Genomic DNA, 24845 nt, shown 5'->3' with positions numbered 1-24845 from the left:
ACGCGTGTGCGTACGCAGTCGAGACTCCCGTCGTACGGCAGAATCGTCGCTCGTGAGGGTGATTCCGGCGGAACGTGACGGGCGGGCGGCCGACGACGCCGCCGAGCCGGGCCTGGCGCGGGCCCGCGACGGCGACGCGCGGGCGTTCACCGAGCTGGTGGCCCCACTGCGCCGGGAACTGCACGCGCACTGCTACCGGATGCTCGGCTCCACCCACGACGCCGACGACGCCCTGCAGGAGGCGCTGCTGCGCGCCTGGCGGGGCCTGCCCCGCTTCGAGGGGCGCAGCTCGCTGCGGTCCTGGCTGTACACGGTCTCCACCCGCACCTGCCTGGACCTGCTGGCCGGCCGCAACCGGCGGGCGCTGCCGGTCGACCTGAGCCCGGCCAGCGACCGGGCGGTACGCGACGACGCCCCGGCCACCGACGTCGCCTGGCTCGGCCCCTACCCCGACGCCGGCCTGCCCGACTCCCCCGCCGCCCCGCACGCCCGATACGAGCAACGCGAGGCCGTCGAACTGGCGTTCGTCGCCGCCCTGCAACACCTGCCCGGCAACCAGCGGGCCGCGCTGCTGCTCTTCGAGGTGCTGGGCTTCTCCGCCGCCGAGATCGCCACCATGATGGCGACCTCGGTGACCTCGGTGAACTCCGCCCTGGCCCGGGCCCGCCGGGTGGTGGCCGACCGGGTTCCCGCGCCCAGCCAGCACCGCACCCTGCGGCGGCTGGACGACGCCCGCCTGCGCCGGCTCGTCGACGGCTACGCCACCGCCCTGGAGAACGGCGACGCCGAGGCGCTCGTCGCCCTGCTCACCGAGGACGTCACCTGGTCCATGCCGCCGATGCCGCACTGGTACCGGGGCCTCGACGCGGTCGTCGACTTCGCCCGCGAGGTGCCGCTGACCCGGTGCGGGCAGTGGCGGCACCTGCCCACCAGCGCCAACGGTCAACCGGCGCTGGCCTGCTACCTGCGCCGGGGCACGGACGGCCCGTTCCTGGCCTGGTCGGTGAACGTACTGACGGTGCGCGACGACCGGATCAGCGAGGTCACCTCGTTCGTCGGGCCCGACCACGTCATCGCGTTCGGCCTGCCCGCGTCGCTGCCGGCCTGACCGTCTCCGACTGCCCGCGTCCGTCGCGCCGGCCCCGCGCTCGTCGCCGCACCGGATTGAGTACCGCGACTCAGGTGTCCGGGGCGCCGCGCGACGAGGATCGTCACCATGCCCCACCCCGACGACGTCGACCAGCACGAACAGCCGGACGACCCGTGCGGACACGTGCTGTGGCCCTGGCTGCTGCTGGCGCTGGCCCTGCCCGGCGTCGCCTGGTCGGCGTACGACGCCGCCATCGCCGCCGCCCCGTCCTTCGGCGAGCCACCGTCACCGCAGGACCAGGCCACCAGCGCCGCCGCGCTGCTCTCCGGAGCCTCGCTCTGCCTCACCACCGCCCTGCTCACGGCGACCGTGTGCCGCCGCGTCCCGGCCACCGTCGGGTGCCTCGTCGCGGCAGCCGGCTACGCCACCCTCGCGCTGACCGGGCCCGGACGGCAGGCGCCCCTCGGCGCGGCGGACCAGGCGGGCTGGGTCGCGGCGTGGACCCCGCCGACGAGTTGGCTCGTCGGCGCCGGGCTCGTCGCGGTGGCGCTGCGCGCCGCGTCCGTCCGGGCGGTCCGGCGGCCGGTCGCCGGGGCGACGTAGCCGGCCGCCCCGGGATCGTCAAAAGGCCGTTGACGGTGGCCGTTGCGCCCGTGTGCTACCGATCGTGGTGTGGCCGTAGTCGGTCCGTCACAAGGGCGATCGGGTTCGGGGAAGTGCCATTGGCCTGGGGAGGCATTGTTGACTGGTCGTTCGGTGGTACTTCCCGTCTCCGTGGCGGGTGTGGGCCTTGAGGTCGAGGTGGCCCGCCCGGTCGGCTCAGAGGAGACCGGGCGCGGGGAGATGGTACGCGACACGGTGACGGACGCGTTCGATCGCGCCCAGGAGGCGATTGTCGCGGTGGCGGCGTCGACCGTGGGCACCATTGCGCAACTGGGCAAGCAGTCGCTGCGGCCCGACGAAGTTCAGGTCAAGTTCGGGTTGAAGTTCTCGGCGAAGGGCACCGTGATCGTCGCGGGTGTGTCGAGCGAGGCGACCATCGAGGTGGCACTGACCTACCGCGCTGCGGCGGGGCACTTCCCTGATGGCGCCTGACGAACGGGTTCCGGGGTTTCTCGGCCGGGTTCTCGATGCGGCGGGCCGCCCCGAAGGCACATGTTTTCAGGTGGCGCCTGGCGTGTTCGTGACGGCGTGGCACGTGCTGCGGAACGTTGACGCGGGCACCGCACACGCAGGAGACATCGACGGTGTGGTGCGGGTCGATCCGTTGGCCGGTGGGGGCGGTTTCCCCGCGCGGATCATCAACGTTGACCGGGTGCACGACCTCGCGGTGTTGCGCGCAGAGAGCAGCCTTCCCGCGGTCGTGCCGGGCGTGGCGGCCACGGATGGCGTCGGGCTCAGGGCCGAGGTGGTGGTCACAGGTTCGGTGGATCTGCCGGACTTCCAGGAGTATCGCTTCCTGGACGCGCCAGGGCACTGGGCGGGTGGTACGACCCGGGATGGGGTGCGGCTGGGTCGGTTGACGGCGAGCGCGGTGATGCGGGGAATGTCGGGTGCCCCGGTGCGGGGTGCCGACGGCACGGTCGTGGGTGTCGTGTCGGCCAGGTACAACACCAACGACAGCTGGGGCCGGGACACGGTGTGGGTCGCGCGAACAGAGGACCTGGCACCCCTGCTGCGCGACGTCGGTGTCGAGCTGCGGGCGTGGGAGAAGGCCGAGTACGTCGAACCGCCCGTACCAGGCATTTGCCCTTATCCAGGCTTGTCCGCGTTCGCCGCGGGCCAGGCCGAGTGGTTCTTCGGCCGCGAGGAGCTGACCGCGAAACTGGTCGACCGACTGGTCGCGGCCAAGGATCGCGGATTGCCGTTGCTGGTGGTAGGCGTATCCGGCTCCGGCAAGTCGTCCTTGTTGCGGGCCGGTCTCGTGCCCGCGTTGGCGCGTGGTGACCTCCCGATTCCCGGTTCCGCCGACTGGCCGCAGGTCCGGCTGACACCCGGCTCGAGGCCGCTGACCGAGTTGGTCAGCCACCTGGCGGTTCTGGCGGGCAGTTCGGTCGGGACCTCGGTGGACGAGGTACGGGACGATCCGGTTCGGTTCGCAGCGCTTGCCCGCCAGGCGGCGCTCGCGGACGCAGGTAGGAAGGGACTCGACGTTGCCGGGCCGGTGGTGTTGATCGTCGACCAGTTCGAAGAGATCTTCACGCTCTGCAGGGACGCCGCCGAACGGGCAGCGTTCATCGCGGCCCTCCGTGCGGCAGCCGTCAGCGTCGCCGGCGACGAGACCACCCCGAGCGCGCTGGTGCTCGCCAGCCTGCGGACAGATTTCTTCTCCTCCTGCGCCGAGGAACCGGGCCTGGCCGAGATCCTGCAGGACAACCAGTATCTGGTCGGCCCGATGAGAATCTCCGAACTGCGGAGCGTCGTGGAAGGACCCGCAGCCGTCGTCGGTCTCGACGTTGAGCGGGGCTTGGTCGATCGGGTGCTGGAGGACGTCGTCGACGCCGCCGGGCATCAACCGGGCACCCTGCCGCTGCTTGCGTATGCGTTGGCGGCTACCTGGAACAAGCGGCGAGGCAACACCATGGCCCTGGCCAGTTACCAGGAGTCCGGTGGCGTTCGGGGCGCGATCAGCGAGGCGGCGGAGAAGCTGTTCACCTCGATGTCCGAGCCGGAGCAACACATCGTACGGCGGTTGTTGCTGGCGATGGTGGCGGTCGGCGACGGTGTCGATGACACTCGCCGCAGGGTACCGAAGTCGGAACTGACCGGTGGTGACGACGACTCGGTGACCGTGCTGAACCGGTTGGTCGCCACCCGGCTGGTGGCCGTGGACAAGGACACCGTCGAGATCGCCCACGAAGCACTGTTGCGTGCGTGGCCACGGTTGACCTCCTGGCTGAGCGAGGACCGGACCGGCCTCGTCGTACACCGCAGGCTCACCGATGCGACGAACGACTGGCTCAACCTGGATCGGGATGACGGCAGCCTGTATCAGGGCGCTCGGCTGGCCGTCCTCCGGGCGTGGTTGGACGAGCGGAACGACCGCGTGGCCAACCTCACCGACGCGGAACGCGAGTTCGTCGCGGCAAGCGAGGCTGCGGAGGAATCGGCGCACGAGACCGTCCGGCGCAACAACCGGCGACTGCGTCGCGGGGTGGTGGCGCTCGCGTTTCTGCTCGTTGCCGCCGTGGTGGCGGGCGGGCTCGCGGTGTGGCAGCAGCGGGTAGCGGACGGGCAGAGACACCGGGCCGAGCAGCAGCGTGCCGTCGCCGTGTCGCGGCTCTACTCGTCGGAGTCGCTGACCGCACGCGACGCCGATCCACACCGGTCACTGTTGCTGGCGATAGCAGCCTGGCAGGCCGCGCCGACCGAGGAGTCGCGCGGTGCCATCCTGAGTGCGCAGAGCATTCCCTACCGGGGCGTGCTCGGCCCCGTCGAGGCCCGGCTGTTCGATACGGCTCTCAGTCCCGACGGCACGCTCGCCGCGCTGGCGGCCACCGACGGCTCAGTTACGCTGTGGGACACCGAGAGCCATCGTCAGGTAGCCACGTTGACCGGCACGGATGGCGGGCTGCCGATCGTCGAGTTCAGCCCGGACGGAAACATACTCGGCACCGCCCATTCCACTGAACGCGCCGAGCACCGGCTGCGGCTGTGGGACGTACGCACGCGCAAACTCATTCGCAGCTTGCCCGGTGACGCCGTCAGTATGGCATTCAGCCAGGACGGGACCTCCCTCGCCACCGCATCCAGGAACGAGCCCACCATTGTGTTGTGGGAGGTGACGAGCGGACGGCGGGTGCGCTCGTACGACAAGGGCGGCGCAGCGTTCGGAGTCGCGTTGAGCCCGGATGGCTCGCTGCTCGCGGCAGGTGGCGGAAACAACAGCGTGCAGGTCTGGCAGACCGCCACGGGACGCCGGGTGGCGATTCTGGCCGGCCACGAGAAATACGTCATGAGCACGGATTTCAGTCCGAATGGCCGGCTGCTGGCCAGTGGCAGCGCCGACGGGACGGTGCGGTTGTGGGACGTGCGCAACGGCCGAGCTGCGGGCGTTCCGATACTGCGCCCACCCGGCGGAAACGAGTTCATCAAGGAGGCGGAGTTCAGCCCCGACGGGCGACACGTGATCGCCGGTCTGAGCAGGAGCAAGAGCGTCCAGTGGTGGCGGGTTGTCGACGGTGCCACCGTCCGCTCCTTCGTCGGACACACCGAAGGCGTCACGTCAGTCGGATTCAGCCGGGACGGCCATGCCGTGCTCAGCGGCAGCCTCGACCGCTCGGCGATCCTGTGGCGAGCGCAGACAAATGTTCTCGACCAGTCCCACGCACCCACTGTCGTGGCGTTCAGTCCGGACCGGCGTCTGCTGGCCTTCCCGAGAGGCAACGTGGTGACGCTGTGGGACATGACCACACGGTCCGTGGTTCGTGAATTGGCCACCGGGGTGGTCAATTCTCTTTCTTTCAGGCCGGACAGTGGCGAACTGGCGACGGCAGGCGCCGACGGAACTGTGCGTCTGTGGAACATCGCGACCGGGCAAGCGGGCAGGCCCGGAGCCATCGGAGATGGCATGGTGCCCTACTCGGTCCGGTACAGTCCGGACAGCAGGGCTGTGGTTGCGCACGGTGGCCCGTCTCGGGAGGCGATAGACTCGGGCGACGCCAAAGTTATACGTTTTCGGCTGATGCGTTGGGACCTCTCCAATCCGGACTCTCCGCCGGTTCGGGTAACCTATGAACCCGAGGACGTGACGCGCGACCCATATCCAGGAGGCCAGATCGCGTTCTCCCCGGATGGGAGTTTGATCGCCGTCCCGTTGAGCAACGGGACGATCGAGCTTCGCGATCCGCGTACCGGTGATTTGGTTGACACCCTGGACGGCCGCCATGGACTTGCCACCGCGGTGGCGTTCAACCAGGACGGCACAATCCTCGCGAGCGGGGGCAGCGACCGAACCCTGCGACTGTGGGATGTCGCCAGCAGAAAAGAGCTCGGCGGTGCGTTGAGCGGGCATGGTGGCACCATCAGGGGAGTGGGTTTCCTGCCGGACGGCGACACGCTCGCCTCGGTCAGCGACTATGACATGTCGCTGCGACTGTGGGACGTATCGACACAAAAAATCTTGGCGACGGTGCGCACACCCACCTCGCTGGACGGTCTTGCCGTGCAACCCGGTACCGGACTGATCGCCATGGCCGGGGTGCATTCGCAGATCAACATTGTGGATCCCGACCCCGATCGGGTGGTGTCCGACGCCTGCTCCGCGTTGCGTGGCACGCAGACGGTTGCCGAGGCGTGGAAAGCCACCGGCAATGATCCGGACCAGGCCCCACGATGCTGAGTTGTGGTGCGCGGCATCCCTGCCTGCCCACCAGCCGCCCGAGCAGGCGGTGGTGGCGGCCTGATCGGTCCGGTCACCCGCAGATGATCGGTCCGCCACCTGGGCACCGAAGGCCTGCCCGGCCCCGGCCAGCGCGGCGAGCCGCAGTTCCCGCTTCCCGTTGATCCTCTAGGCTTCGACGCGTGACAACCCGGTCCGCGCTCGGCGGCCGAGCGGTCTATCCCGGCACCTTCGACCCGCTCACGCCCGGTCACCTCGACATCATCGATCGGGCACGCCGGCTGTTCGGGCACGTCACTGTGCTCGTCGCCAGCAACCGAGCCAAGACGCCCGCCATGGCACCGGCGGCCAGAGCGGCGGCGATCCGCGAAGCGCTCCCGAATGACTGGGACGACGTCGACGTGACGCCCTGGGAAGGACTCACCGCCACCTACTGCGCCGAGAACGACGTGCGGGTCATCGTGCGAGGCGTACGCAGCGTCGCGGACATCCAGTACGAATACGAACTGGCAGGCATGAACGAGAGCCTGGGGACAACGACCGTGCTTCTGCCGGCCAGGCCACACCTGGCCCCGATCTCCTCGACTGCGGTCCGTCTGCTCGGGCGAGGGTGACTCCTTCCGTGCGGCCAGGACGACAGCACCGAGCGTCGAAGGTGATCCCCTGGCCGAACGACCTACGCGCCCGCCTCCGCGCCGGCGCCCGACCGGGACCGGGTCACCGCCGTGCTGGCGCCGGCTGCGGCTTCCGCAGGCGTGGCGACCAGGCAACCCGATGTCCGGTGACGCGGAGCGAGGACCGAAGGCCGCGTGATCGACACGGCCCTCGGCCACGACCGAATGCTCCTCACTACTGCCTGAACCGGCCGGGCAGGCGCCCGGATGGTGTTCGCGCAGGCCGGAGGTGCTACGGCGTCACTTGGCGTTGCAATGTGGAAGGCTGCCGGCGTACCAACCTCAATCGGACGGAACAGCGTCTGACCTGCGCCGGGCTCTGCCGACGCTTGTCATCTTTGGTGGCCTTTGGTTCACCTCAGACGGCCCACGGACGGCATGATCTTGATGGTGCTCTCCGGGCCGCCCGGCTTGTAGCCGCTTCCCCAATCAGCCATGGAGTCGGCGATCATTCGGCACCGATTCGCAGCTGCCGCCTGAGCAACCAACGCGGTTTCAAGCCCCCATGCCGGTCGATGTGCTCGCACAACTCTCGCTGCTCGTACCCGCCAGCAACCCCCAAGCCCACAGCCGCCCAGAAGGCTCTTGCGTCTCTCATGTGCCCGCTGCCCGTGAACCACGTCAGCCCAGGGTTCTCCTCTCGAAGCGCCCTCAAGGCGGCTGAAGCAAGGCCGTTCCGCTGGTACTCCTCAGCCGTATACGGCTTGTCCACCCATGCCATCCGGCAGTACGGGCACACGACATACTCGACTGCGAAGGCAAACCGGTCCCCCAGGTGCGCCTCTCTACATCGCCATCCGAAGTACCGACCGGAGACGGTGTCCTGCCAGGGCGTCCCGAGCCTCGGAAGCTGGCCTACGGTGTAGCGTGGGCGCTTGTCAATCCGCCCGCGCGTCAAGTGGTACAGGGCGGAACGGATCGGGGTCCGGGCAGATGAACGACCCACGCTCGTCAGCGCCTGGTCCCGAAGACGTCGCACCTCCGACTCGGTCTCCCTCATCACGGAAGCCACGGTAGCCATACCGCCGGCACCAATCCAGAGCAGCGAGCGCTTGCGGCGGTCTGCCCCTCACCCCAGTGCAGCGCGCGGCCGGCACGGAACCCTGATGACCCCCATCGGGGTTCTCGTTCGTGCGGCCGGTCCCCTGGTAGCGGGCAGGGCAGCCTACTTGGAAACGTCAACGATCAGGGACACTAACGCAACTACCAATGCTACAAGGGAAACCAAGACTGCATTGAATTGATGGTCGCTTTGCCTGAACGCCAACCAGCCGCTTTTGAACGCAATCTTTACTTCCGTCCGAAACTCTCTGAGGCGAAGCGGAATAAGCCGGAAAGGAGAGGTGACATTAGCTGGCTGCGGCCACGGGACAGCGGCGAAGAGAGGGGTCACTCGTAAACTGCTGGCGCGGATAAACCGCGCAATCGTTGGAGCGAACACCGCGTATGCGAGCCAGGCGAACCCTCCAAACCAAAGCACTGCGCTTATTCCCATACTTGACAAGCGCCCGGTAGCGATCGCCCACGGTACTGCGATGGGAGGCAAGAAGACAGGCGCCCAAGCCAAACCCAGCAGGTATATCTCGCGCTGGCCAGCGTTGAACAACTTCGCAGAAATCATCCCTCTGACGATGTCGTCAAACCAAGAGGGTACGCCCTCTTCGGCCCCCTCGAAACTCAGCACCAGATCACGACTAAGGTCGCGATCCTTACCCAAGGTGAGGACCGCCGCACCGCCGGGCGACTCGAAGCGAGCCTCCAGAATATAGATCCTTCCTCGCGGTGCTTGCGTCGCAAATTCGGCAACGGAGTTCGCCTTGAAGGTGCGGACGACCTTGACCGAAGGGCTTTGTCCGGAGAAATTCGAAGCCGTCACCGTATACATTTCGCGACTGGACCAGGTTAGCGCTACTCGTCGCACTTCCCCCATGGAACTCGCGATAAATTCGAGGTCCGCCAAACTCAACCGAGCCGACGGCATTTTCGCTACTGCATGAGTTGAGATTGCCTCCGGCTGCTCCTTCACGCTCCACATCGTACGTACTCGTGGGGCGCCTCATGTGGCGCTGCCCCGTCGTCCGCACCGCCCCCGACAGTCCCTCCGGCTCGTCGGACGTCATCCCGCCATCCCGTCGGCCTTCGTCCGCACACTGTGGAGTGGGTGGGGCCTGCCTGGTCAAGGTGGAGCACACTGCCGTCTGAACGACCTTGACCAGGCAGGCCCCACCCACTCGGCTCTGCCCGAACGAAGGTTGTCGGGATGGCGTCACCATCCCGGAGTGCCCGAGGACCCCGCCGGAGGCACTGCTCTTGTCAACACCGAAGCCCCGGATCTGCCAGTACCCATGGCGGCCCGGGGCTCCGTCGTATGTCGCGCCGCCGGCGGGCTAAGACCGACGCGCTGGCGGCCGAAGGCCAGAGGCGCGGCGGCGGGCCATCGGCCCGGCCCAGGTTCGGCGGCGCGAGCGGCCCGCGACGCGGGCCGCCTTGATCCCGTACAGAAATTCCTCACAGGACACGACAGGACTAGTGTCGGACGAGCCAGATGAGACATCCGACGGCCCCGAGAAGGGAGCCCACTCCGTGGGTAAGAAGGTGGCGAAGAGCAAACCCGCTGCCCCTCGTCAGCAACGTCGCCTCCTTACGGACGGCGACGAAGGAGTCAGCAGGCTGATCGAACAAGTCTCCAGGCTGGCAGGCAAGCTGGAGCCCGCGGAGAGCTGGAACGATGTTCGCCACCAGGCGCCGCACATCATTAGGCACCATGTAGCAGAGATGGAGAGGCTCTTTCAAGGGCAGGACGTATTTGACATCATCGAGCTGACGCGGCAGCACGAAGTTCCCTTCACCCTAGAAGGGTATCGGGAGAGCCAATCGGAAGGGTTGGCAGCTGTGGTCGACATCGTCGCGCTTGTCGCGGTGGGGATGGGCGCACGTGTGGTGGAGGCGCTGCCGCAAACCGATGTTCCGTACGCGAATACAGTAATCGAGGAACTTTGCACCCACGCGCGCACGCTTGTTGACCTAGCTGGAGTGCTGAGTTTCACAATCGAAGGATCCCCTGCCGATACCGCTCTTACTCCGCTTGCAGCCCAGCTAAGGCTTGCCGAGATCATGATCAGGAACAAGCACTATCTTTCGGTGGGCCGCGGGCTGAATGAAGGGGTACTGGGTCCGCCCGGCAACGACAAGCTCCTCGCAGCTAAGCTGGGCTTCACCTACGAAGACGTACTGCGGGTTTCCGAGGCGATAACCCTGGGATATCAGCAGGCCAAAATCGTTGACCTTGACGCGCTTGGCCGCACTGCTAAGCGGACGTCCGAGGGATTCGAGCCCCACGCCGGCCAATTAGAAGCGGCACAAGAATCCTTCGACAGGCTATTCGTCCATCCGGGGCCCGCGTCAGCTTTCACTGCTGCCGAAATTGCAGCTAGCTCCGGCCTCGAACCTGCGACTGTTAGCGCAGTGTTAGACACCTTTAGCATCTCCATGCCGTTAGCAAATCCGATTGCGCTGGTTGAGTCTTTCTGCAACGGCAAGAACCCTTTAGCAGGGAAAGACCTAGTCCACGATGGTCGTGGTAACTATCTGCTGCTGCAGAGCGGCATCCCGGATGACCAGATTCGCCGCGTTATCGACTTGCGTGTCAAGTCTCTCGGCGACAGCAAGGCTTGGGATCGGTACAGCAAGCAGCGGGACAGTTTTGCGGAGAAGAAGGCTGCCGAGCTCATGGCCAAGGCCCTCGGCGTACCTTCGCCACAGCACACGGGCTTGAAGTATCTGGCACCTCCGAAGGACGATCCGGGTTACGACCTGAGCCGCAACGCAAGTAACCCGAAACAGCTGGCCCGTGTCGTGGAAGGAGACTCTCTTTTCATAGTCGATGACGTTGCAATTTGCATGGAAGTCAAAGCTGGGTCTATCACCGACAAGGCACGCTCTGGAAACGTTCAGCGCGTAGCCCAGGACCTGCGCAAAACCATTGGCGAGGCGACTACCCAAGCTCAGCGCCTCGAACAACTGATATTGACGCACGGCGGACTCTGGCAGGAGAGCGGCAAGTGGCTGGATCTGGCCGGAGTTCGGGAAGTTCGGACAGTAGTTGCATGCCTCGACGATTTCGGTCCACTAGCGATCGCAGCCGACACCCTTGTGCGAGCAAATATGATCGGCGGAACAACTTTGCCGTGGATCATATCGCTTCACGACCTCGAAATTGCCACCAAACTGCTTGAGACCCCCGAGTCGTTCCTGCTATACCTTCGCCGCCGCACCGAACCGCAGGCCGCAAGAATGTTCGAAGCGGTAGACGAGCTGGATGTGCTGATGTGGTTCGTGCAAGGAGGACTGTACTTCGATCCCGACCCCGACGAGCTGTACCGTCGCTATCCGACCGGGGCGAAGCCGACAGGGGCCTCTCGCGCTCGGTTCAAAAGAGAGTCTTTCACCACCATCGGGACACTAACAGATACTCTCGATGCTTGGATGTACCACGAAGACGGAATAACGCAGACGCCTGCATCGAAGCCCCAGCGGCGTGAGCATCCTCTCCTTCAGTCGATTGTCGACAAGCTGCGAACGGAAAACGCATCAGGTTGGCTCAGGGTGGGCGCGGACCTCTTCAACCTCTCGGAGGCAGGTCAGGTAGAGCTCGCCAACAAGATCACACGCATAATTGAACTAACGAGGCTGGACAAAAGCTTCCACAGTTTGGCGGAGGCGCTTGTGACACCTTGGGGCTATTCGGCCTTCTTCGTCGGCACCCAGCCATTCGGCAATCTGGGCGCAAGAGGGCGGCTGGAAATTTACGCCGCTGCGAAGAAGCACCAACTAAGGGCCGACCGAGCCCTAGCCGTTCTCCTCAACGAGGATGGCGATATTGCATGGTCTGGTTACAACAACGATCCCTGGGAACCTAACGAGGAACTCGATCAACTCGGGTTGGAGATGGGCCTCGTACCGGTGCAGGAGATGGACCGGAACCCTCCACCGTCCGCACGTCGCCCCACCCGCCGGCTGAACCCTGGAAAGAAGCGGAGGCGCCGGAGGTAGGCCCCACTGCTGCTGCCAGGTCCTGCTGACGGTCGCACACGATGCCTAACCGCCGCGATCTGGCGGGATAGACGCGTCGAGCCTAGGCTCTCGGTCATGGTGAGTACGGTCGATCATGCAGCGGAGGTAGCAGAGCGGCACCTTGCCGCTGCTCTGCCACGACGCTGGCGCCATGTGCAAGCAGTCGCGGCTAAGGCACGGATGCTGGGCGGCCTGGCAGCTGTCGATGCCGAGGCACTCCTGTCCACCGCATGGCTCCATGACATCGGTTACGCGCCCGGCATTGTGGAAACGGGTTTTCACTCTCTGGACGGCGCGCGGTGGATGCTGCGCCACGGGTTCAGTCTCCGACTAGCCGCGCTCGTTGCCCACCACTCTTGCGCTTCATATGAGGCTGCCGAACGCGGTCTTGGCGATTTCCTCGCTGCGGAGTTCCCGCAGGAGCAATCTCCGACCTCTGATGCACTCTGGTTCGCGGATATGACCACTGGTCCAGATGGCCAAGACCTGACAGTCACAGAACGGCTAGCCGAAATTCGGGAGCGGTACGGGCCCGAGGATCTGGTGACGCGGTTCTGGCGAAAGGCCGAGGCACCACTCCTGGAAGCCGTGCGACGGACGGAGATTCGCATGGCCGCTCAACCGATGTAGGGATCCCCTCGGTGCTCGAATCCGTGGCGTCAGCCCGGACGACGTCGACCCGGCCCGGCCCGTCCTGCACGTCACCCGTCAGGTCAAGCTCGTCCGGGGGCGCCTGATCTTCGCGCCACCCAAGGGCGGCAAGGTCCGGGATGTTCCGTTGCCTGAGTCGGTGTCGCGCAGGCTCGCCGAGCACGCCAAGCGGTACCCGCCGGTCGACATCACCCTTCCGTGGGGCACCTCGACCGGCGAGCCGCGGACCGTGCCGCTCTACCTCACCACCCCGGCCGGAACGGCGCTGAGCCGGACGGCCTTCAACTCGGGCGTCTGGAAGCGCGCCATCCGCGCGACCGGCGTCCCCGACAACCGGCACAACGGCATGCACGTGCTCCGGCACACCTACGCCTCGGTCCTGCTGGACGCCGGCGAAAGCGTCAAAGCCCTGTCGGCGTACCTGGGGCACTCCGACCCCGGCTTCACCCTCCGGATCTACACCCACCTGCTACCGGCCAGCGAGGACCGCACCCGCCGCGCGATCGACCACGCCTTCGCCGACGACCCGCAGACCCCCGACGGCCTGGAAACGGCATGATCATGGAAATCAGGACCGTTCCGGGCGCTCCGCCGCAGGTCAGAGCGGGTGCCGCGATCACTTGGCGTTGAAGTAGTTCGCCTCCGGGTGGTGCACCACGATCGCGTCGGTGGCCTGCTCCGGCACCAGCTGGAACTCCTCCGACAGCTGCACCCCGATCCGCTCGGCGCCCAGCAGCTCCACGATCTTCGCCCGGTCCTCCAGCTCCGGGCAGGCCGGGTAGCCGAACGCGTACCGGCAGCCCCGGTAGTCGTTACGCAGCAGGCCGGCCAGGTCCGCCGGGTCGTCGCTGGCGACCGTACGACCGCCGGGCAGGGTCAGCTCGCTACGGATGCGCCGGTGCCAGTACTCGGCGAGCGCCTCGGTGAGCTGCACGGACAGGCCGTGCACCTCCAGGTAGTCGCGGTACTCGTTGGCGGCGAACATCTTCGCGGTGTACTCGCTGATCGGCTGCCCGACGGTGACCAGCTGCAACGCCACCACGTCGAGCTGGTCGCCCTTGGGCCGGAAGAAGTCGGCCAGGCAGAGCCGGCGCTCCTGCCGCTGCCGGGGGAAGGAGAACCGGGCCCGCTCGGTGCTGGCGTTCTCGTCCAACACCACCAGGTCGTTGCCCTCGGCGTACGCGGGGAAGTAGCCGTAGACGACGGCCGCCTCCAGGACCTGGTCGGCGATCAGCCGGTCCAGCCAGTACCGCAGCCGGGGGCGACCCTCGGTCTCCACCAGCTCCTCGTACGACGGGCCCTGGCCGCCGCGCGAACCCCGCAGCCCCCACTGCCCGAGGAAGGTGGCCCGCTCGTCGAGCAGCGCCGAGTAGTCGGCCAGCGGCACACCCTTGACCACCCGGGTGCCGAAGAACGGCGGGGTGGGCACCTCCACGTCGGTGGCCACGTCGGAGCGGACCGAGGCGTCGTCCAGCTCGGGCAGCGCCTCGCTGACCATCGCCTTCTGCCGCTCCCGGCGGGCCCGCCGCGCGGCCAGGGCCGCCTCCCGCTCGGGGTCGACCACCGGCGCGCCGCCCCGCTTGGCGGTCATCACCCGGTCCATCAGGGACAGCCCCTCGAAGGCGTCCCGGGCGTAGTGCACCTGGCCGGGGAACATGCTGCGCAGGTCGTCCTCGACGTACGCGCGGGTCAGCGCCGCCCCGCCGAGCAGCACGGGCCAGCGCTCGGCGACCCCGCGCGAGGCCATCTCGGCGAGGTTCTCCTTCATGATCACGGTGCTCTTGACCAGCAGCCCGGACATGCCGATCGCGTCGGCCCGGTGCTCCTCGGCGGCGTCGAGGATCGCGTTGATCGGCTGCTTGATGCCGATGTTGACGACCTCGTAGCCGTTGTTGGACAGGATGATGTCGACCAGGTTCTTGCCGATGTCGTGCACGTCGCCCTTGACCGTGGCGAGCACGATGCGGCCCTTGCCGCCGTCGTCGGCCTTGTCCATGTGCGGTTCCAGGTACGCCACCGCGGTCTTCATCACCTCGGCGGACTGGAGCACGAACGGCAGCTGCATCTGCCCGGAGCCGAACAGCTCACCGACGACCTTCATCCCGTCGAGCAGGATGTCGTTGATGATGGACAGCGGCGTACGGCCCTCGGCCATCGCGGTGTCCAGGTCGGCCTCCAGGCCGTTGCGCTCGCCGTCGATGATCCGCCGCTTCAGCCGCTCGTCCAGCGGCAGCGCGGCCAACTCCTCGGCCCGGCCGGCCCGCGCCGAGGCGGCGTCGACGCCCTCGAAGACCTCGATGAACCGCTGCACCGGGTCGTACCCCTCGCGGCGCCGGTCGTAGATCAGGTCCAGCGCGATCTCGCGCTGCTCGTCGGGGATCTTCGACATCGGCAGGATCTTGCTGGCGTGCACGATCGCCGAGGTGAGCCCCGCCTGCACGCACTCGTGCAGGAAGACCGAGTTGAGCACCTGCCGGGCGGCCGGGTTGAGCCCGAACGAGACGTTGGAGATGCCGAGGGTGAAGTTGACCCCCGGGTACCGGGCGGCGATCTCCCGGATCGCCTCGATGGTCTCGATGCCGTCCCGGCGGGTCTCCTCCTGCCCGGTGGCGATGGGGAAGGTCAGCGCGTCGATGAGGATGTCGGAGCGGCGCATCCCCCACCGGCCGGTCAGGTCGTCGATCAGCCGGGCGGCGACACGGACCTTCCACTCCCGGGTGCGGGCCTGGCCCTCCTCGTCGATGAGCAGCGCCACCACGGCCGCGCCGTGCTCCTTGACCACCGGCATCACCCGCGCGTAGCGGGACTCCGGGCCGTCACCGTCCTCGAAGTTGACCGAGTTGACCACGCACCGGCCGCCGAGCATCTCCAGCCCGGCCTCGACCACGGCCGGCTCGGTGGAGTCCAGCATGATCGGCAGGGTGGACGCCGTGGCGAACCGGCCGGCCAGCTCGCGCATGTCGGTGGTGCCGTCCCGGCCGACGTAGTCGACGCAGAGATCGAGCAGGTGCGAGCCGTCGCGGGCCTGACTGCGGGCGATCTCCACGCACGCCTGCCAGTCGGCGGCGAGCATCGCCTCCCGGAACGCCTTCGAGCCGTTGGCGTTGGTCCGCTCCCCCACCATCAGCACGCTGGCGTCCTGCGCGAACGGCACGTGGTGGTAGATCGAGGAGACGCCCGGCTCGGGCCGCGGCTCGCGGGCCACCGGCCTCGCGCCGCGCAGCCGCTCGACGAGCACCCGGATGTGCTCCGGGGTGCTGCCGCAGCAGCCACCCACCAGCGAGACGCCGTACTCGGTGACGAAGCGCTCCAGGGCGTCGGCCATCTCGACCGGGGTGAGCGGGAAGTACGCCCCGTCGGCGGTCAGCACGGGCAGGCCGGCGTTCGGCATCACCGACACCGGGATGCGGGAGTTCTGCGACAGGTAGCGCAGGTGCTCGCCCATCTCGGCCGGGCCGGTGGAGCAGTTGAGCCCGATCAGGTCCACCCCGAGCGGCTCGATGGCGGTCAGCGCCGCGCCGATCTCGCTGCCCAGCAGCATGGTGCCGGTGGTCTCGACGGCGACGTGGCAGATGATCGGCACCCGCTGGCCCAGCTCGGCCATCGCCCGCTTGGACCCGACCACGGCGGCCTTGACCTGGAGCAGATCCTGGCAGGTTTCGACGATCAGGGCGTCCGCGCCGCCGGCGATCAGACCGGCGGCGTTCTCCTGGTACGCGTCGCGCAGCGTCGCGTACGCGGCGTGGCCCAGGGTGGGCAGCTTGGTGCCCGGGCCGATCGAGCCGAGCACGAAGCGGGGCTGCTCGGGCGTGGCGTACGCGTCGGCGGCCTCCCGGGCCAGCCGGGCGCCCGCCTCGGACAGCTCCCGGATCCGCCCCTCGATGCCGTACTCGGCCAGGTTGGCCAGGTTGGCGCCGAAGGTGTTCGTCTCGACGCAGTCCGCCCCGACGGCCAGGTACGCCTCGTGCACCCCGCGCACCACGTCGGGACGGGTGACGTTGAGGATCTCGTTGCATCCTTCGAGGCCGTCGTAGTCGTCGAGGGTCAGGTCAGCGGCGTGCAGCATCGTCCCCATCGCGCCGTCGGCGATGAGGATCCGGTCGGCCAGCACATCGAGCATCGAGGTCCGCACCCCCACAGGTTAATCCGATCATCCGGGTGACCGCTGCGACCCGCTGGCGGTCCCACATGCTGCCGCCGGAGCACCGCTTCCGATTCGTACTGGTTCGCCCGGCCGGCCGATCGGCGGACCGGCGCGGCCGACGGGCCGTGTCCAGCGTCGGCACGTAGGCTGGCGGACGTGAAGGACATCAGCGACGCGACCGTGCGACAGCTCCAGGTCGCGGCGCGGCGTCAGACGCGCCGGGTCGGAGTTGTCGTAGGCGGGCGGACGAGCGGGCGGACGCCCGGCGCCGTCGGCCACGAGCAGGGTGAGGTGACGGCGTGACCGAGTTCGACGGGCTGCCGGTGCTGCGGTCCCCGGTGGCGATCGCCGCCTTCGAGGGCTGGAACGACGCCGCGGACGCCTCGACCGCCGCCGTGGAGCACCTGGAGCAGGTCTGGCAGGCCCGACCGGTCACCGAGCTGGACCCGGAGGACTTCTACGACTTCCAGGTCAGCCGGCCGACGATCAGCATGGCCGACGGCGAGACCCGGCGGGTCGAGTGGCCCACCACCCGGTTCATGGTGGCCAGCCCGGAGGGCACCGAGCGCGACGTGGTGCTGATCCGGGGCATCGAGCCGAGCATGCGCTGGCGCACCTTCTGCGAGCAGGTGCTGGAGATCTGCCACAGCCTGGAGGTGGAACGGGTGGTGCTGCTCGGCGCGTTGCTGGCCGACGTGCCGTACACCCGGCCGTTGCCGATCAGCGGCAGCGCCTCCGACGCGGCCGCCGCCGAGCGCTACCAGCTCACCCCCACCCGCTACGACGGGCCGACCGGCATCGTCGGCGTGCTGCACGACGCGTGCATCCGCGCCGAGGTGGACGCCGTCTCGTTCTGGGTGCACGTGCCGCACTACGCCAACAACCCGCCCTGCCCGAAGGCCACCCTCGCCCTGCTGCACCGGGTGGAGGACGTGCTCGACCTGCCGGTACCGATGGCCGACCTGGCCGAGGAGGCCGCCGAGTGGGAGCAGCGGGTGCGGGGCGCGGCCGAGCAGGACGCCGAGCTGGGCGAGTACGTCCGTGAGCTGGAGGAGCGTGTCGGCGACGCCGGCATCACGCCGCTGACCGGCGACGAGATCGCCCAGGAGTTCGAAAAGTACCTGCGCCGCCGGGGCGGCTCGGCCGGCCCGACCGCCGGCTCCTGGTAGCTCCTCCCCCGCGCCGACCCGGCCCCCGGACGCCTCGCCGTCCGGGGGCCGCTCCCTTCGCTGCCCCCGCGTCGCTGCCCGCGCACGCCGACCTCGTCGGCGGGGCGGGCGCGTGTCCGGGGTGGCGGCGTCGCCACCTCTAGGGCATCCTAGGAACCTAGCTGTCAAGAGGAGGCGGGCGTGCAGATCAACCCGGGGGCCGCCGAGTTCCCGCACCGGCAGATCGCCGCGCAGCTCAAGGCCCAGGTGCGCCGCGGCGACTGGGCGCCGGGCGAGCGGCTGCCGTCCATCCCGGCCATCGCCGAGATGTTCGGCGTGGCGAAGCAGACCGTGCAGCGCGCGGTCGACCAGCTGCGGGTCGAGGGCATCCTGATCACCAAGCCCGGCTCCGGGACGTACGTGCGGGGCACCCGGCGCCGGCTCAACCGGCTCTCCCGTGGCCGGTACGGCGGCTTCCGCGGCTACCACACCGACCTGGCGGCCCGGTACCGGCAGCAGCTGGTCCAGGTCGGCCGCGCGCCGGCCCCGCCGGAGGTGGCCGACGCGTTCGGCGTACCCGACGGCACCGAGCTGCTCTGCCGCCGGCACCTGGTACGCACCGACGACTCACCGGTGGAGGTGGGCGCCTCCTGGTTCCTGCCCAAGGACACCGCCGGCACCTCGCTGGAGCGCGCCGAGGCGTTCGGCCGGCCGCTCTACCAGGAGGCCGAGGAGGCCACCGGCCGGCGGTACGTCTCGGCGACCGACACCATCAGCGCCCGGCAGCCCAGCCGGGAGGAGGCCGAGACCCTCCAGATCCGCCCGGACACCCCGGTGCTGCACCTGCTGCACGTCGCCTACGACGGCGACCGCAAGCCGATCGAGGTCGCCCAGGCCACCTGGCCCGGGCCGATGACCACCCTCACCGAGGAGTACCGGATCCCCGCCCCCGCCCCGGAGCAGGACCCCGACCCCGGCCTCGTCCTCGGCTGACCGCCTGCCCCGGCGATCGTGCACGGTCGGCGCCGACGACGCGTGCGAACGCCTCGACTCCACGGTGACGGGGCGGGCCGTCAGAGTCGGATGCCGAGCAGGGCGTCCACGGTGGTGGCGAAGAGTCCCGGCGCCTGCGGATCGTCGCCCGCGCCGGCGAGGGTCCGCTCGGCCCAGTCGTCGGCCAGCGCCAGCGCTCCCGGGGTGTCCAGATCGTCGGCGAGCCGGGCGCGTACGCCCGCCAGGAACGCCTCCCCGGACGGCCCGCTCGGCGCGGCGGCGGCCCGCCGCCAGCGGGCCAGCCGCGCCTGCGCGGCGTCGAGCAGGTCGTCGGTCCAGGTGCGGTCGGCGCGGTAGTGGCCGGACATCAGCCCGAGTCGCACAGCCATCGGGTCGACCCGGTCGGCCCGCAGCCGGGAGACGAAGACCAGGTTGCCCTTGGACTTCGACATCTTCTCGCCGTCCAGGCCGATCATGCCGGCGTGCACGTAGTGGTCGGCGAAGGGCGCCGCGCCGGTGAGCCGCTCGGCGTGCGCGGCGGAGCACTCGTGGTGCGGGAAGAGCAGGTCGTTGCCGCCGCCCTGCACGTCGATCCGGTCGCCGAGCAGGTTCAGCGCGATCACCGCGCACTCGATGTGCCAGCCGGGTCGGCCGGCGCCCAGCTCACCGCCGGGCCAGGACGGCTCGCCCTCGCGGGCCCCGCGCCACAGCAGCGGGTCCAGCGGGTCGCGCTTGCCGGTCCGGTCCGGGTCGCCCCCGCGCTCCGGGAAGATCTCCAGCATCTGCGCACGGGTCAGGTTGGACTCGTAGCCGAACGCCGGCGCCGCGCCGATGTCGAAGTAGACGTCGCCGGTGCCGTCGTCGAGCCGGTACGCCGCGCCGTCCTTGAGCAGCACCTGCACCTTCTCGGCGATGTCCGGGATCGACTCCACCGCGCCCACGTAGTGCGCTGGCGGGATGATCCGCAGCGCCTCCATGTCCTCACGGAACAGCGCGGTCTCCCGCATGGCCAGGACCTTCCAGTCCTCGCCGTCGCGCTCGGCCCGCTCCAGCAGCGGGTCGTCGATGTCGGTGACGTTCTGCACGTACCGCACGGTCAGCCCGGCGTCGCGCCACATCCGCTGCACCAGATCGAAGGTGATCATCGTGGCGGCGTGCCCCAGGTGGGTGGCGTCGTACGGGGTGATGCCGCAGACGTACATGCTCGCCGTGCCGTCGGGCCGGCTGGGATGGACACCGCGCCGCGCCGAGTCGTACAAGCTCAGGGGCCCGCCGTTCCCCGGCAGCCGTGGCACCTCGTGTCCCGCCCAAGACTCCATGCCCGTCAGCCTAACGAGCCGTCAGTCCGCCGGGAGCCACCCTCCGGGTGATCAACACGACAACGGCTCACATGGGCGGCCAGGGCATCGCCGGCCAGTCCCGCGGCGGCTGCGGGTAGCGACCGGTCTCGCGCAGCCGGTCGACGCGCGCGGCCAGCTCCGCGACCTCGCCGAGGGTCAGGTGCTCGGCCAGCTCCTCGCCCAGCTCACCGGCGACCAGACCGGCGAGGGTGCCGAGCATCGCCACCGCGTCCGGCGGCAACTGCCGGCCCGCCCAACCCCACAGGACCGTGCGCAGCTTCTCCTCGACGTGGAAACAGACGCCGTGGTCGACGCCGTAGAGCCGGTCGTCCGGGCCGACCAGCACGTGCCCGCCCTTGCGGTCGGCGTTGTTGAGCACCGCGTCGAGCACCGCGAGGCGGGCCAGCCGGGGGTCGTCGGCGTGGGCGAGCGCGTACGCGGCCCCGTCGTCGTCGCGGGCGGCCGCGACCGGGAACCAGCGCGGCGGCACCTCCGTGGCGGGGACGAAGCCGACCAGCGGCTCGGCGTCGGACGGCTCGTCGATCCAGAGCTGGCAGGAGCCGGGGCCGAACGGCCCGTCCCGCAGCACCGTCGGCGGCACCAGGTCCCACCCGGAGGCCCGGGAGACCAGGTACGCCGCGACCTCCCGCCCGGCCAGGGTGCCGTCGGGGAAGTCCCAGAGCGGGCGCTCGCCGCGCACCGGCTTGTAGACGCAGCGGGCGGTCCGCCCGTCCAGGGTCAGGATCCCGCGCAGGGTGGTGTTGGAGGCGTCGACCAGCCGCCCCTCGATGTCGAGTTCACCGTCGCGCAGCAGCCGGAGCGCCGCGTCGCCGTCGTGGCGGGGCTGCAACTCCGACGAGGTCACCGGTGGTAACCGTTGTGCCGTGGGCAGAGGTGGCCGGCGGGGTCGAGCGGCTGGCCGCAGAGCGGGCAGGGCGGCCGGCCGGCGTTGACCACCCGACGGGCCCGCTCGATGAACTCGCGGGTCGCCTCGGGGGTCAGCCGCACCCGCAGCCGGTCGAGGTCCTCGTCCGGCTCCTCGTCCTCGTCGGCCTCGTCGTCCTCGTCGCCGCCGAGCTCGACCTCGACCTCCGTCTCACCGGCGGCGATCGCCTCGATCACCACGGTCGCGCTGTCGACGTCGAAGGCCAGGCCGAGGGTGCCGACCCGGAACTCCTCGTCGACCGGGGTGTCCAGCGGGTCGTTGTCGCCGAGCGCGGCCGGCGCCTCGGGCAGCTCCACACCGAAGCGGCGCTGGGCCTCGGCGAGCAACTCCTCCAGCTTCTCGGCGAGCAGGGAGACCTGCACCTTCTCCAGCGCGACGCTGACCAGCCGGCCGCCACCGCGCGCCTGCAGGAAGAACGTGCGCTCCCCCGGCGGCCCGACGGTCCCGGCGACGAACCGCTCCGGCGGCTCGAAGGCGTGCACCTGGTGGGTCATGCCCACGACCCTATCCGGCGGGCGGAAGCGCCGCGTACCGCACCGAGGGTGGTTCAGCCGAGGGCGAAACGCCGCGGGCGGCGCGCGGGCGGCCCCGGCGTGGCGGCGCCGCTCACCCGGCGGCCCCCGCGCCGCCGCCCACGGCCGCGTCGGAGTCGACCCGCCGGCTCGCCCGCTGGCGCCGCTTCGGCGGCGGCGGCACCAGCGCGGCCAGGTCACCGCCGGTGTCGTTGAGCCGGACCAGGAAGGGGCGCAGCGGGGTGTAGCGGATCGCGGTGACCGACGCCGGATCGGCGACGATGCGCTGGAACAGGTCCAGGTGCACGCCGAGCGCGTCCGCCACGATGGCCTTGATCACATCGCCGTGGCTGCACGCCAGCCAGACCGCCTCCGGCCCGTGCTCGGCGGTCACCCGGGCGTCCCAGGAGCGCACCGCGGCGACCGCCCGGGCGGCCATCGCCGCCATCGACTCGCCCTCGGGGAAGACCACGGCGCTGGGGTGCTGCTGCACGACCGGCCAGAGCGGCTCCTTGGCCAGCTTCTTCAGCGGCTGTCCCTCCCAGCTGCCGTAGCCGCACTCGATCAGCCCCTCCTCGACCACCGGCGCGACCCGCGGCAGCGCCAGCTCCAGGGTCTGCCGGCAGCGGATCAGCGGACTGGTGACCACCGCCGCCAGCGGCAACCCGCGCAGCCGCTCGCCGACGGCGGCGGCCTGGGCGCGGCCGGTGTCGTCGAGTTCGACCGGTTGGCGGCCGGCCAGCCCACCGTCGGCGTTCGCCGTCGTCCGGCCGTGTCGCAGAAGCAGAAGGGTCGCCACGCCGTCCACCCTACGGGCGGGCCGCACCGGCGGCGGCCCCCGGGCACTCAGCTGGTGTCGGGGGCCGCCGGCGCGCTCGCCCCGGCCCGGCGCGGGGACGCCGGGCGGGTGGCTCAGGTGGCGCTGATCGTGCCGGTGAGCAGCAGCGCGAGCACCAGCGTGCCGAGCGCCACCCGGTAGAGCACGAAGACGTACAGGGTGTGGTGGGCGACGTAGCGCAGCAGCCAGGCGATGGCCGCGTAGCCGATCGCGAAGGCGATCACGGTGGCCACCACCATCTGCGCCACGCTCGGCACCGAGGTGCCCGGCGCGGCCGGTTCGAACACGTCGCCGATGCTGAAGATCCCGGACATCACCACCGCCGGGATGGCCAGCAGGAACGAGTACCGTGCCGCCGCCTCCCGGGTCAGGTTGAGCAACAGGCCGGCGGTGAGCGTGCCGCCGGAGCGGGACACCCCCGGGATCAGCGCCATCGCCTGGGCGAAGCCCATCACCACGCCGTCGCGCATCCGGAAGTTCTCCAGCGTGCGGGTCTGCCGGCCCCAGTACTCGGCGAAGGCCAGCACGAAGGCGAAGACGATCAGCGTGGTGGCGACCACCCACAGGTTGCGGGCGGTCTCCCGGATCTGGTCCTTGAAGAGGAAGCCGAACAGCCCGATCGGGATCGAGCCGACGATGACGTACCAGCCCATCCGGTAGTCGAGGCTGGCGCGCACCGACCGGTCCCGAATGCCGACCAGCCAGGTCCGGGTGATCCGCCAGATGTCCTTGGCGAAGTAGATCAGCACCGCCGCCTCGGTGCCCAGCTGGGTCACCGCGGTGAAGGAGGCGCCGGCGTCCCGGTCGAAGAAGATCGCGGAGGTGATCCGCAGGTGTCCCGACGAGCTGACGGGCAGGAACTCGGTGAGCCCCTGGACGATGCCCAGGACGATGGCTTCGACCCAGGTCACTCGCCGACCCCGGAGAGGTCGAGGGCCTCGGCCACGGTACGCAGGGTCTGCACGCCGCTGTCCCGGTCGGCGACGAAGAGGGTCACCGACAGGGTGGTCACGCCGGCCGCCGCGTACTCCCGCATCCGCTCGGCGATGCGCTCCTTCGGCCCGAGCAGCGAGGTGCGGTCGATGAACTCCATCGGCACCGCGGCGGCGGCGTCGCGCTGCCGCTTGGCCAGGTAGAGGTCCTGCACCTCGCGGGCCGCGTCGCCGTAGCCCATCCGGGTGGCGAGCTGGTTGTAGAAGTTCTGCTGCCGGCTGCCCATGCCGCCGACGTAGAGGGCGGCGTACCAACGGACCAGCTCGGCGCAGGAGGCGACATCGTCGCCGACCACCACCGGCACCGAGGGGACGACGTCGAAGCCGGCCAGCTCCTTGCCGGCCTTCGCCCGGCCGGCGCGCACCGAGGCGAGCTGCTCCTCGGCGAACTCGGGGGCGTAGAAGACGGCGAGCCAGCCGTCGGCGATCTCGCCGGCCAGTTCGAGGTTCTTCGGGCCGACGGCGGCCAGGTAGATCGGGATGTGCTCGCGCGGCGGGTGGAAGCCCAGCCGCAGCGCCTTGCCCGGCCCGTCGGGCAGCGGCAGGGTGTAGTGCTCGCCGTCGTAGGCGACCTCCTTGCGGGCCACCGCGAGCTTCACGATGTCGACGTACTCCCGGGTGCGCGCCAGCGGCTTGGCGAACCGGACGCCGTGCCAGCCCTCGGAGACCTGGGGGCCGGAGACGCCCAGACCGAGCCGGAACCGGCCGCCGGAGAGCGCGTCGATGGTGGCCGCGGTCATCGCCGTCATCGCCGGGGTACGGGCGGGAATCTGCATCACCGCGCTGCCCACGTCGATCCGCTCGGTCTGCCCGGCCATCCAGGCCAGCATGCTCGGCGAGTCGGAGCCGTAGGCCTCGGCGGCCCACACCACCGAGTAGCCCAGCCGGTCCGCCTCCTGGGCGAGCGCGAGGTGGTCGGCGGGTGTGCTCCACGCCGTCTGATATCCGAGGCTGAGCCCGAGTCGCACTGGTCCTCCCCCATCCGCAGCACAGGTCGCACCAGGGTACGCAATGGCGGGGGTGGCCCCGATCACCGGCTCACCCCACCCGGCCGGGCGGTCGACGACCGGCGCGGTCGCCGCCGACGGTCGGATCGGCGACGC

At 69.6% G+C, this 24845-nt stretch carries 18 protein-coding genes; 10 read left to right on the top strand and 8 right to left on the bottom strand.

The genetic code is table 11. The features are described from left to right. Window positions 1-61: 61 nt before the first annotated feature. From GA0070614_RS28000 to coaD, 5 genes are all read left to right on the top strand, one after another. Complete coding sequence (locus tag GA0070614_RS28000) at window positions 62-1108, top strand: sigma-70 family RNA polymerase sigma factor (protein ID WP_231933785.1); 1047 nt, start codon at window positions 62-64, stop codon at window positions 1106-1108. Window positions 1109-1216: 108 nt separating this feature from the next. Further along, window positions 1217-1693, top strand: coding sequence for a hypothetical protein (locus GA0070614_RS30385; RefSeq protein WP_157745107.1), 477 nt, complete (start codon window positions 1217-1219; stop codon window positions 1691-1693). A gap of 180 nt (window positions 1694-1873) precedes the next feature. Then, window positions 1874-2185, top strand: coding sequence for a CU044_2847 family protein (locus GA0070614_RS27990; RefSeq protein ID WP_172892521.1), 312 nt, complete (start codon window positions 1874-1876; stop codon window positions 2183-2185). Beyond that, the gene (locus GA0070614_RS27985) at window positions 2175-6431 is read left to right on the top strand and encodes an nSTAND1 domain-containing NTPase (RefSeq protein WP_088978754.1); all 4257 of its coding nucleotides are present in this window, start codon (window positions 2175-2177) and stop codon (window positions 6429-6431) included. Before GA0070614_RS27990 ends, GA0070614_RS27985 begins: the two co-directional genes overlap by 11 nt. Window positions 6432-6613: 182 nt before the next feature. Continuing rightward, on the top strand, window positions 6614-7045 hold the full coding sequence (coaD, locus tag GA0070614_RS27980; protein WP_088978753.1) for a pantetheine-phosphate adenylyltransferase: 432 nt from the start codon (window positions 6614-6616) through the stop codon (window positions 7043-7045). A 1225-nt stretch (window positions 7046-8270) separates the two neighbouring features. On the opposite strand, the gene GA0070614_RS31325 is transcribed toward coaD, so the two are convergent. Next, window positions 8271-9131, bottom strand: a complete 861-nt coding sequence (locus GA0070614_RS31325; protein ID WP_231933413.1) for a hypothetical protein — start codon at window positions 9129-9131, stop codon at window positions 8271-8273. Window positions 9132-9688: 557 nt separating this feature from the next. On the opposite strand from GA0070614_RS31325, the gene GA0070614_RS30375 reads away from it, so the two are divergent. The 3 genes from GA0070614_RS30375 to GA0070614_RS27955 all read left to right on the top strand — a co-directional run bounded on the left by GA0070614_RS30375 (window position 9689) and on the right by GA0070614_RS27955 (window position 13388). Then, the gene (locus GA0070614_RS30375) at window positions 9689-12157 is read left to right on the top strand and encodes a hypothetical protein (protein ID WP_157745105.1); all 2469 of its coding nucleotides are present in this window, start codon (window positions 9689-9691) and stop codon (window positions 12155-12157) included. A 96-nt stretch (window positions 12158-12253) separates the two neighbouring features. Then, window positions 12254-12808, top strand: a complete 555-nt coding sequence (locus GA0070614_RS27960; RefSeq protein WP_088978750.1) for an HD domain-containing protein — start codon at window positions 12254-12256, stop codon at window positions 12806-12808. A 19-nt stretch (window positions 12809-12827) separates the two neighbouring features. Beyond that, window positions 12828-13388, top strand: a complete 561-nt coding sequence (locus tag GA0070614_RS27955; protein WP_331715120.1) for a tyrosine-type recombinase/integrase — start codon at window positions 12828-12830, stop codon at window positions 13386-13388. A 57-nt stretch (window positions 13389-13445) separates the two neighbouring features. On the opposite strand, the gene metH is transcribed toward GA0070614_RS27955, so the two are convergent. After that, window positions 13446-16961, bottom strand: a complete 3516-nt coding sequence (gene metH / locus GA0070614_RS27950) for a methionine synthase (RefSeq protein WP_172892520.1) — start codon at window positions 16959-16961, stop codon at window positions 13446-13448. Between the two features lie 311 nt (window positions 16962-17272). Between metH and GA0070614_RS27945 the strand changes: the two genes are divergently transcribed. After that, window positions 17273-18142, top strand: a complete 870-nt coding sequence (locus tag GA0070614_RS27945) for a PAC2 family protein (RefSeq protein WP_088978749.1) — start codon at window positions 17273-17275, stop codon at window positions 18140-18142. A gap of 180 nt (window positions 18143-18322) precedes the next feature. Continuing rightward, window positions 18323-19114 (top strand): GntR family transcriptional regulator, encoded by a 792-nt coding sequence (locus GA0070614_RS27940; protein ID WP_088978748.1) that lies wholly within the window; start codon window positions 18323-18325, stop codon window positions 19112-19114. 80 nt (window positions 19115-19194) lie between these two features. Here the strand turns inward: GA0070614_RS27940 and mshC are convergent, their stop codons facing one another. The 6 genes from mshC to GA0070614_RS27910 form a co-directional block, all read right to left on the bottom strand. Then, the gene (gene mshC, locus GA0070614_RS27935; protein WP_088978747.1) at window positions 19195-20433 is read right to left on the bottom strand and encodes a cysteine--1-D-myo-inosityl 2-amino-2-deoxy-alpha-D-glucopyranoside ligase; all 1239 of its coding nucleotides are present in this window, start codon (window positions 20431-20433) and stop codon (window positions 19195-19197) included. A 67-nt stretch (window positions 20434-20500) separates the two neighbouring features. Continuing rightward, a complete protein-coding gene (locus GA0070614_RS27930) occupies window positions 20501-21319 on the bottom strand; it encodes an SCO1664 family protein (protein ID WP_088978746.1) in 819 nt (272 codons plus the stop codon). Beyond that, on the bottom strand, window positions 21316-21894 hold the full coding sequence (locus GA0070614_RS27925) for a DUF3090 domain-containing protein (protein ID WP_088979716.1): 579 nt from the start codon (window positions 21892-21894) through the stop codon (window positions 21316-21318). Before GA0070614_RS27925 ends, GA0070614_RS27930 begins: the two co-directional genes overlap by 4 nt. Before the next feature lie 112 nt (window positions 21895-22006). After that, a complete protein-coding gene (locus GA0070614_RS27920) occupies window positions 22007-22711 on the bottom strand; it encodes a histidine phosphatase family protein (RefSeq protein ID WP_408630716.1) in 705 nt (234 codons plus the stop codon). A gap of 113 nt (window positions 22712-22824) precedes the next feature. Beyond that, on the bottom strand, window positions 22825-23661 hold the full coding sequence (locus GA0070614_RS27915) for an undecaprenyl-diphosphate phosphatase (RefSeq protein ID WP_088978744.1): 837 nt from the start codon (window positions 23659-23661) through the stop codon (window positions 22825-22827). Next, complete coding sequence (locus GA0070614_RS27910; protein ID WP_088978743.1) at window positions 23658-24710, bottom strand: LLM class F420-dependent oxidoreductase; 1053 nt, start codon at window positions 24708-24710, stop codon at window positions 23658-23660. The genes GA0070614_RS27915 and GA0070614_RS27910 overlap by 4 nt, the downstream gene beginning before the upstream one ends. Between the last annotated feature and the right edge of the window lie 135 nt (window positions 24711-24845).

The sequence above is a fragment of the Micromonospora coxensis genome (genome assembly GCF_900090295.1).
Taxonomy (GTDB): domain Bacteria; phylum Actinomycetota; class Actinomycetes; order Mycobacteriales; family Micromonosporaceae; genus Micromonospora; species Micromonospora coxensis.
Note: the sequence above shows the minus strand (reverse complement) of the source record. Positions and strands in the feature narration are given on the sequence as shown.

Bases quoted from the DNA above. Each gene is read 5' to 3' on its own strand.
- GA0070614_RS27925 (WP_088979716.1), bottom strand. From the start codon at position 21,894: ATGACCCACCAGGTGCACGCCTTCGAGCCGCCGGAGCGGTTCGTCGCC.
- GA0070614_RS27985 (WP_088978754.1), top strand. From the start codon at position 2,175: ATGGCGCCTGACGAACGGGTTCCGGGGTTTCTCGGCCGGGTTCTCGAT.
- mshC (WP_088978747.1), bottom strand. From the start codon at position 20,433: ATGGAGTCTTGGGCGGGACACGAGGTGCCACGGCTGCCGGGGAACGGC.
- GA0070614_RS30385 (WP_157745107.1), top strand. From the start codon at position 1,217: ATGCCCCACCCCGACGACGTCGACCAGCACGAACAGCCGGACGACCCG.
- GA0070614_RS27960 (WP_088978750.1), top strand. From the start codon at position 12,254: ATGGTGAGTACGGTCGATCATGCAGCGGAGGTAGCAGAGCGGCACCTT.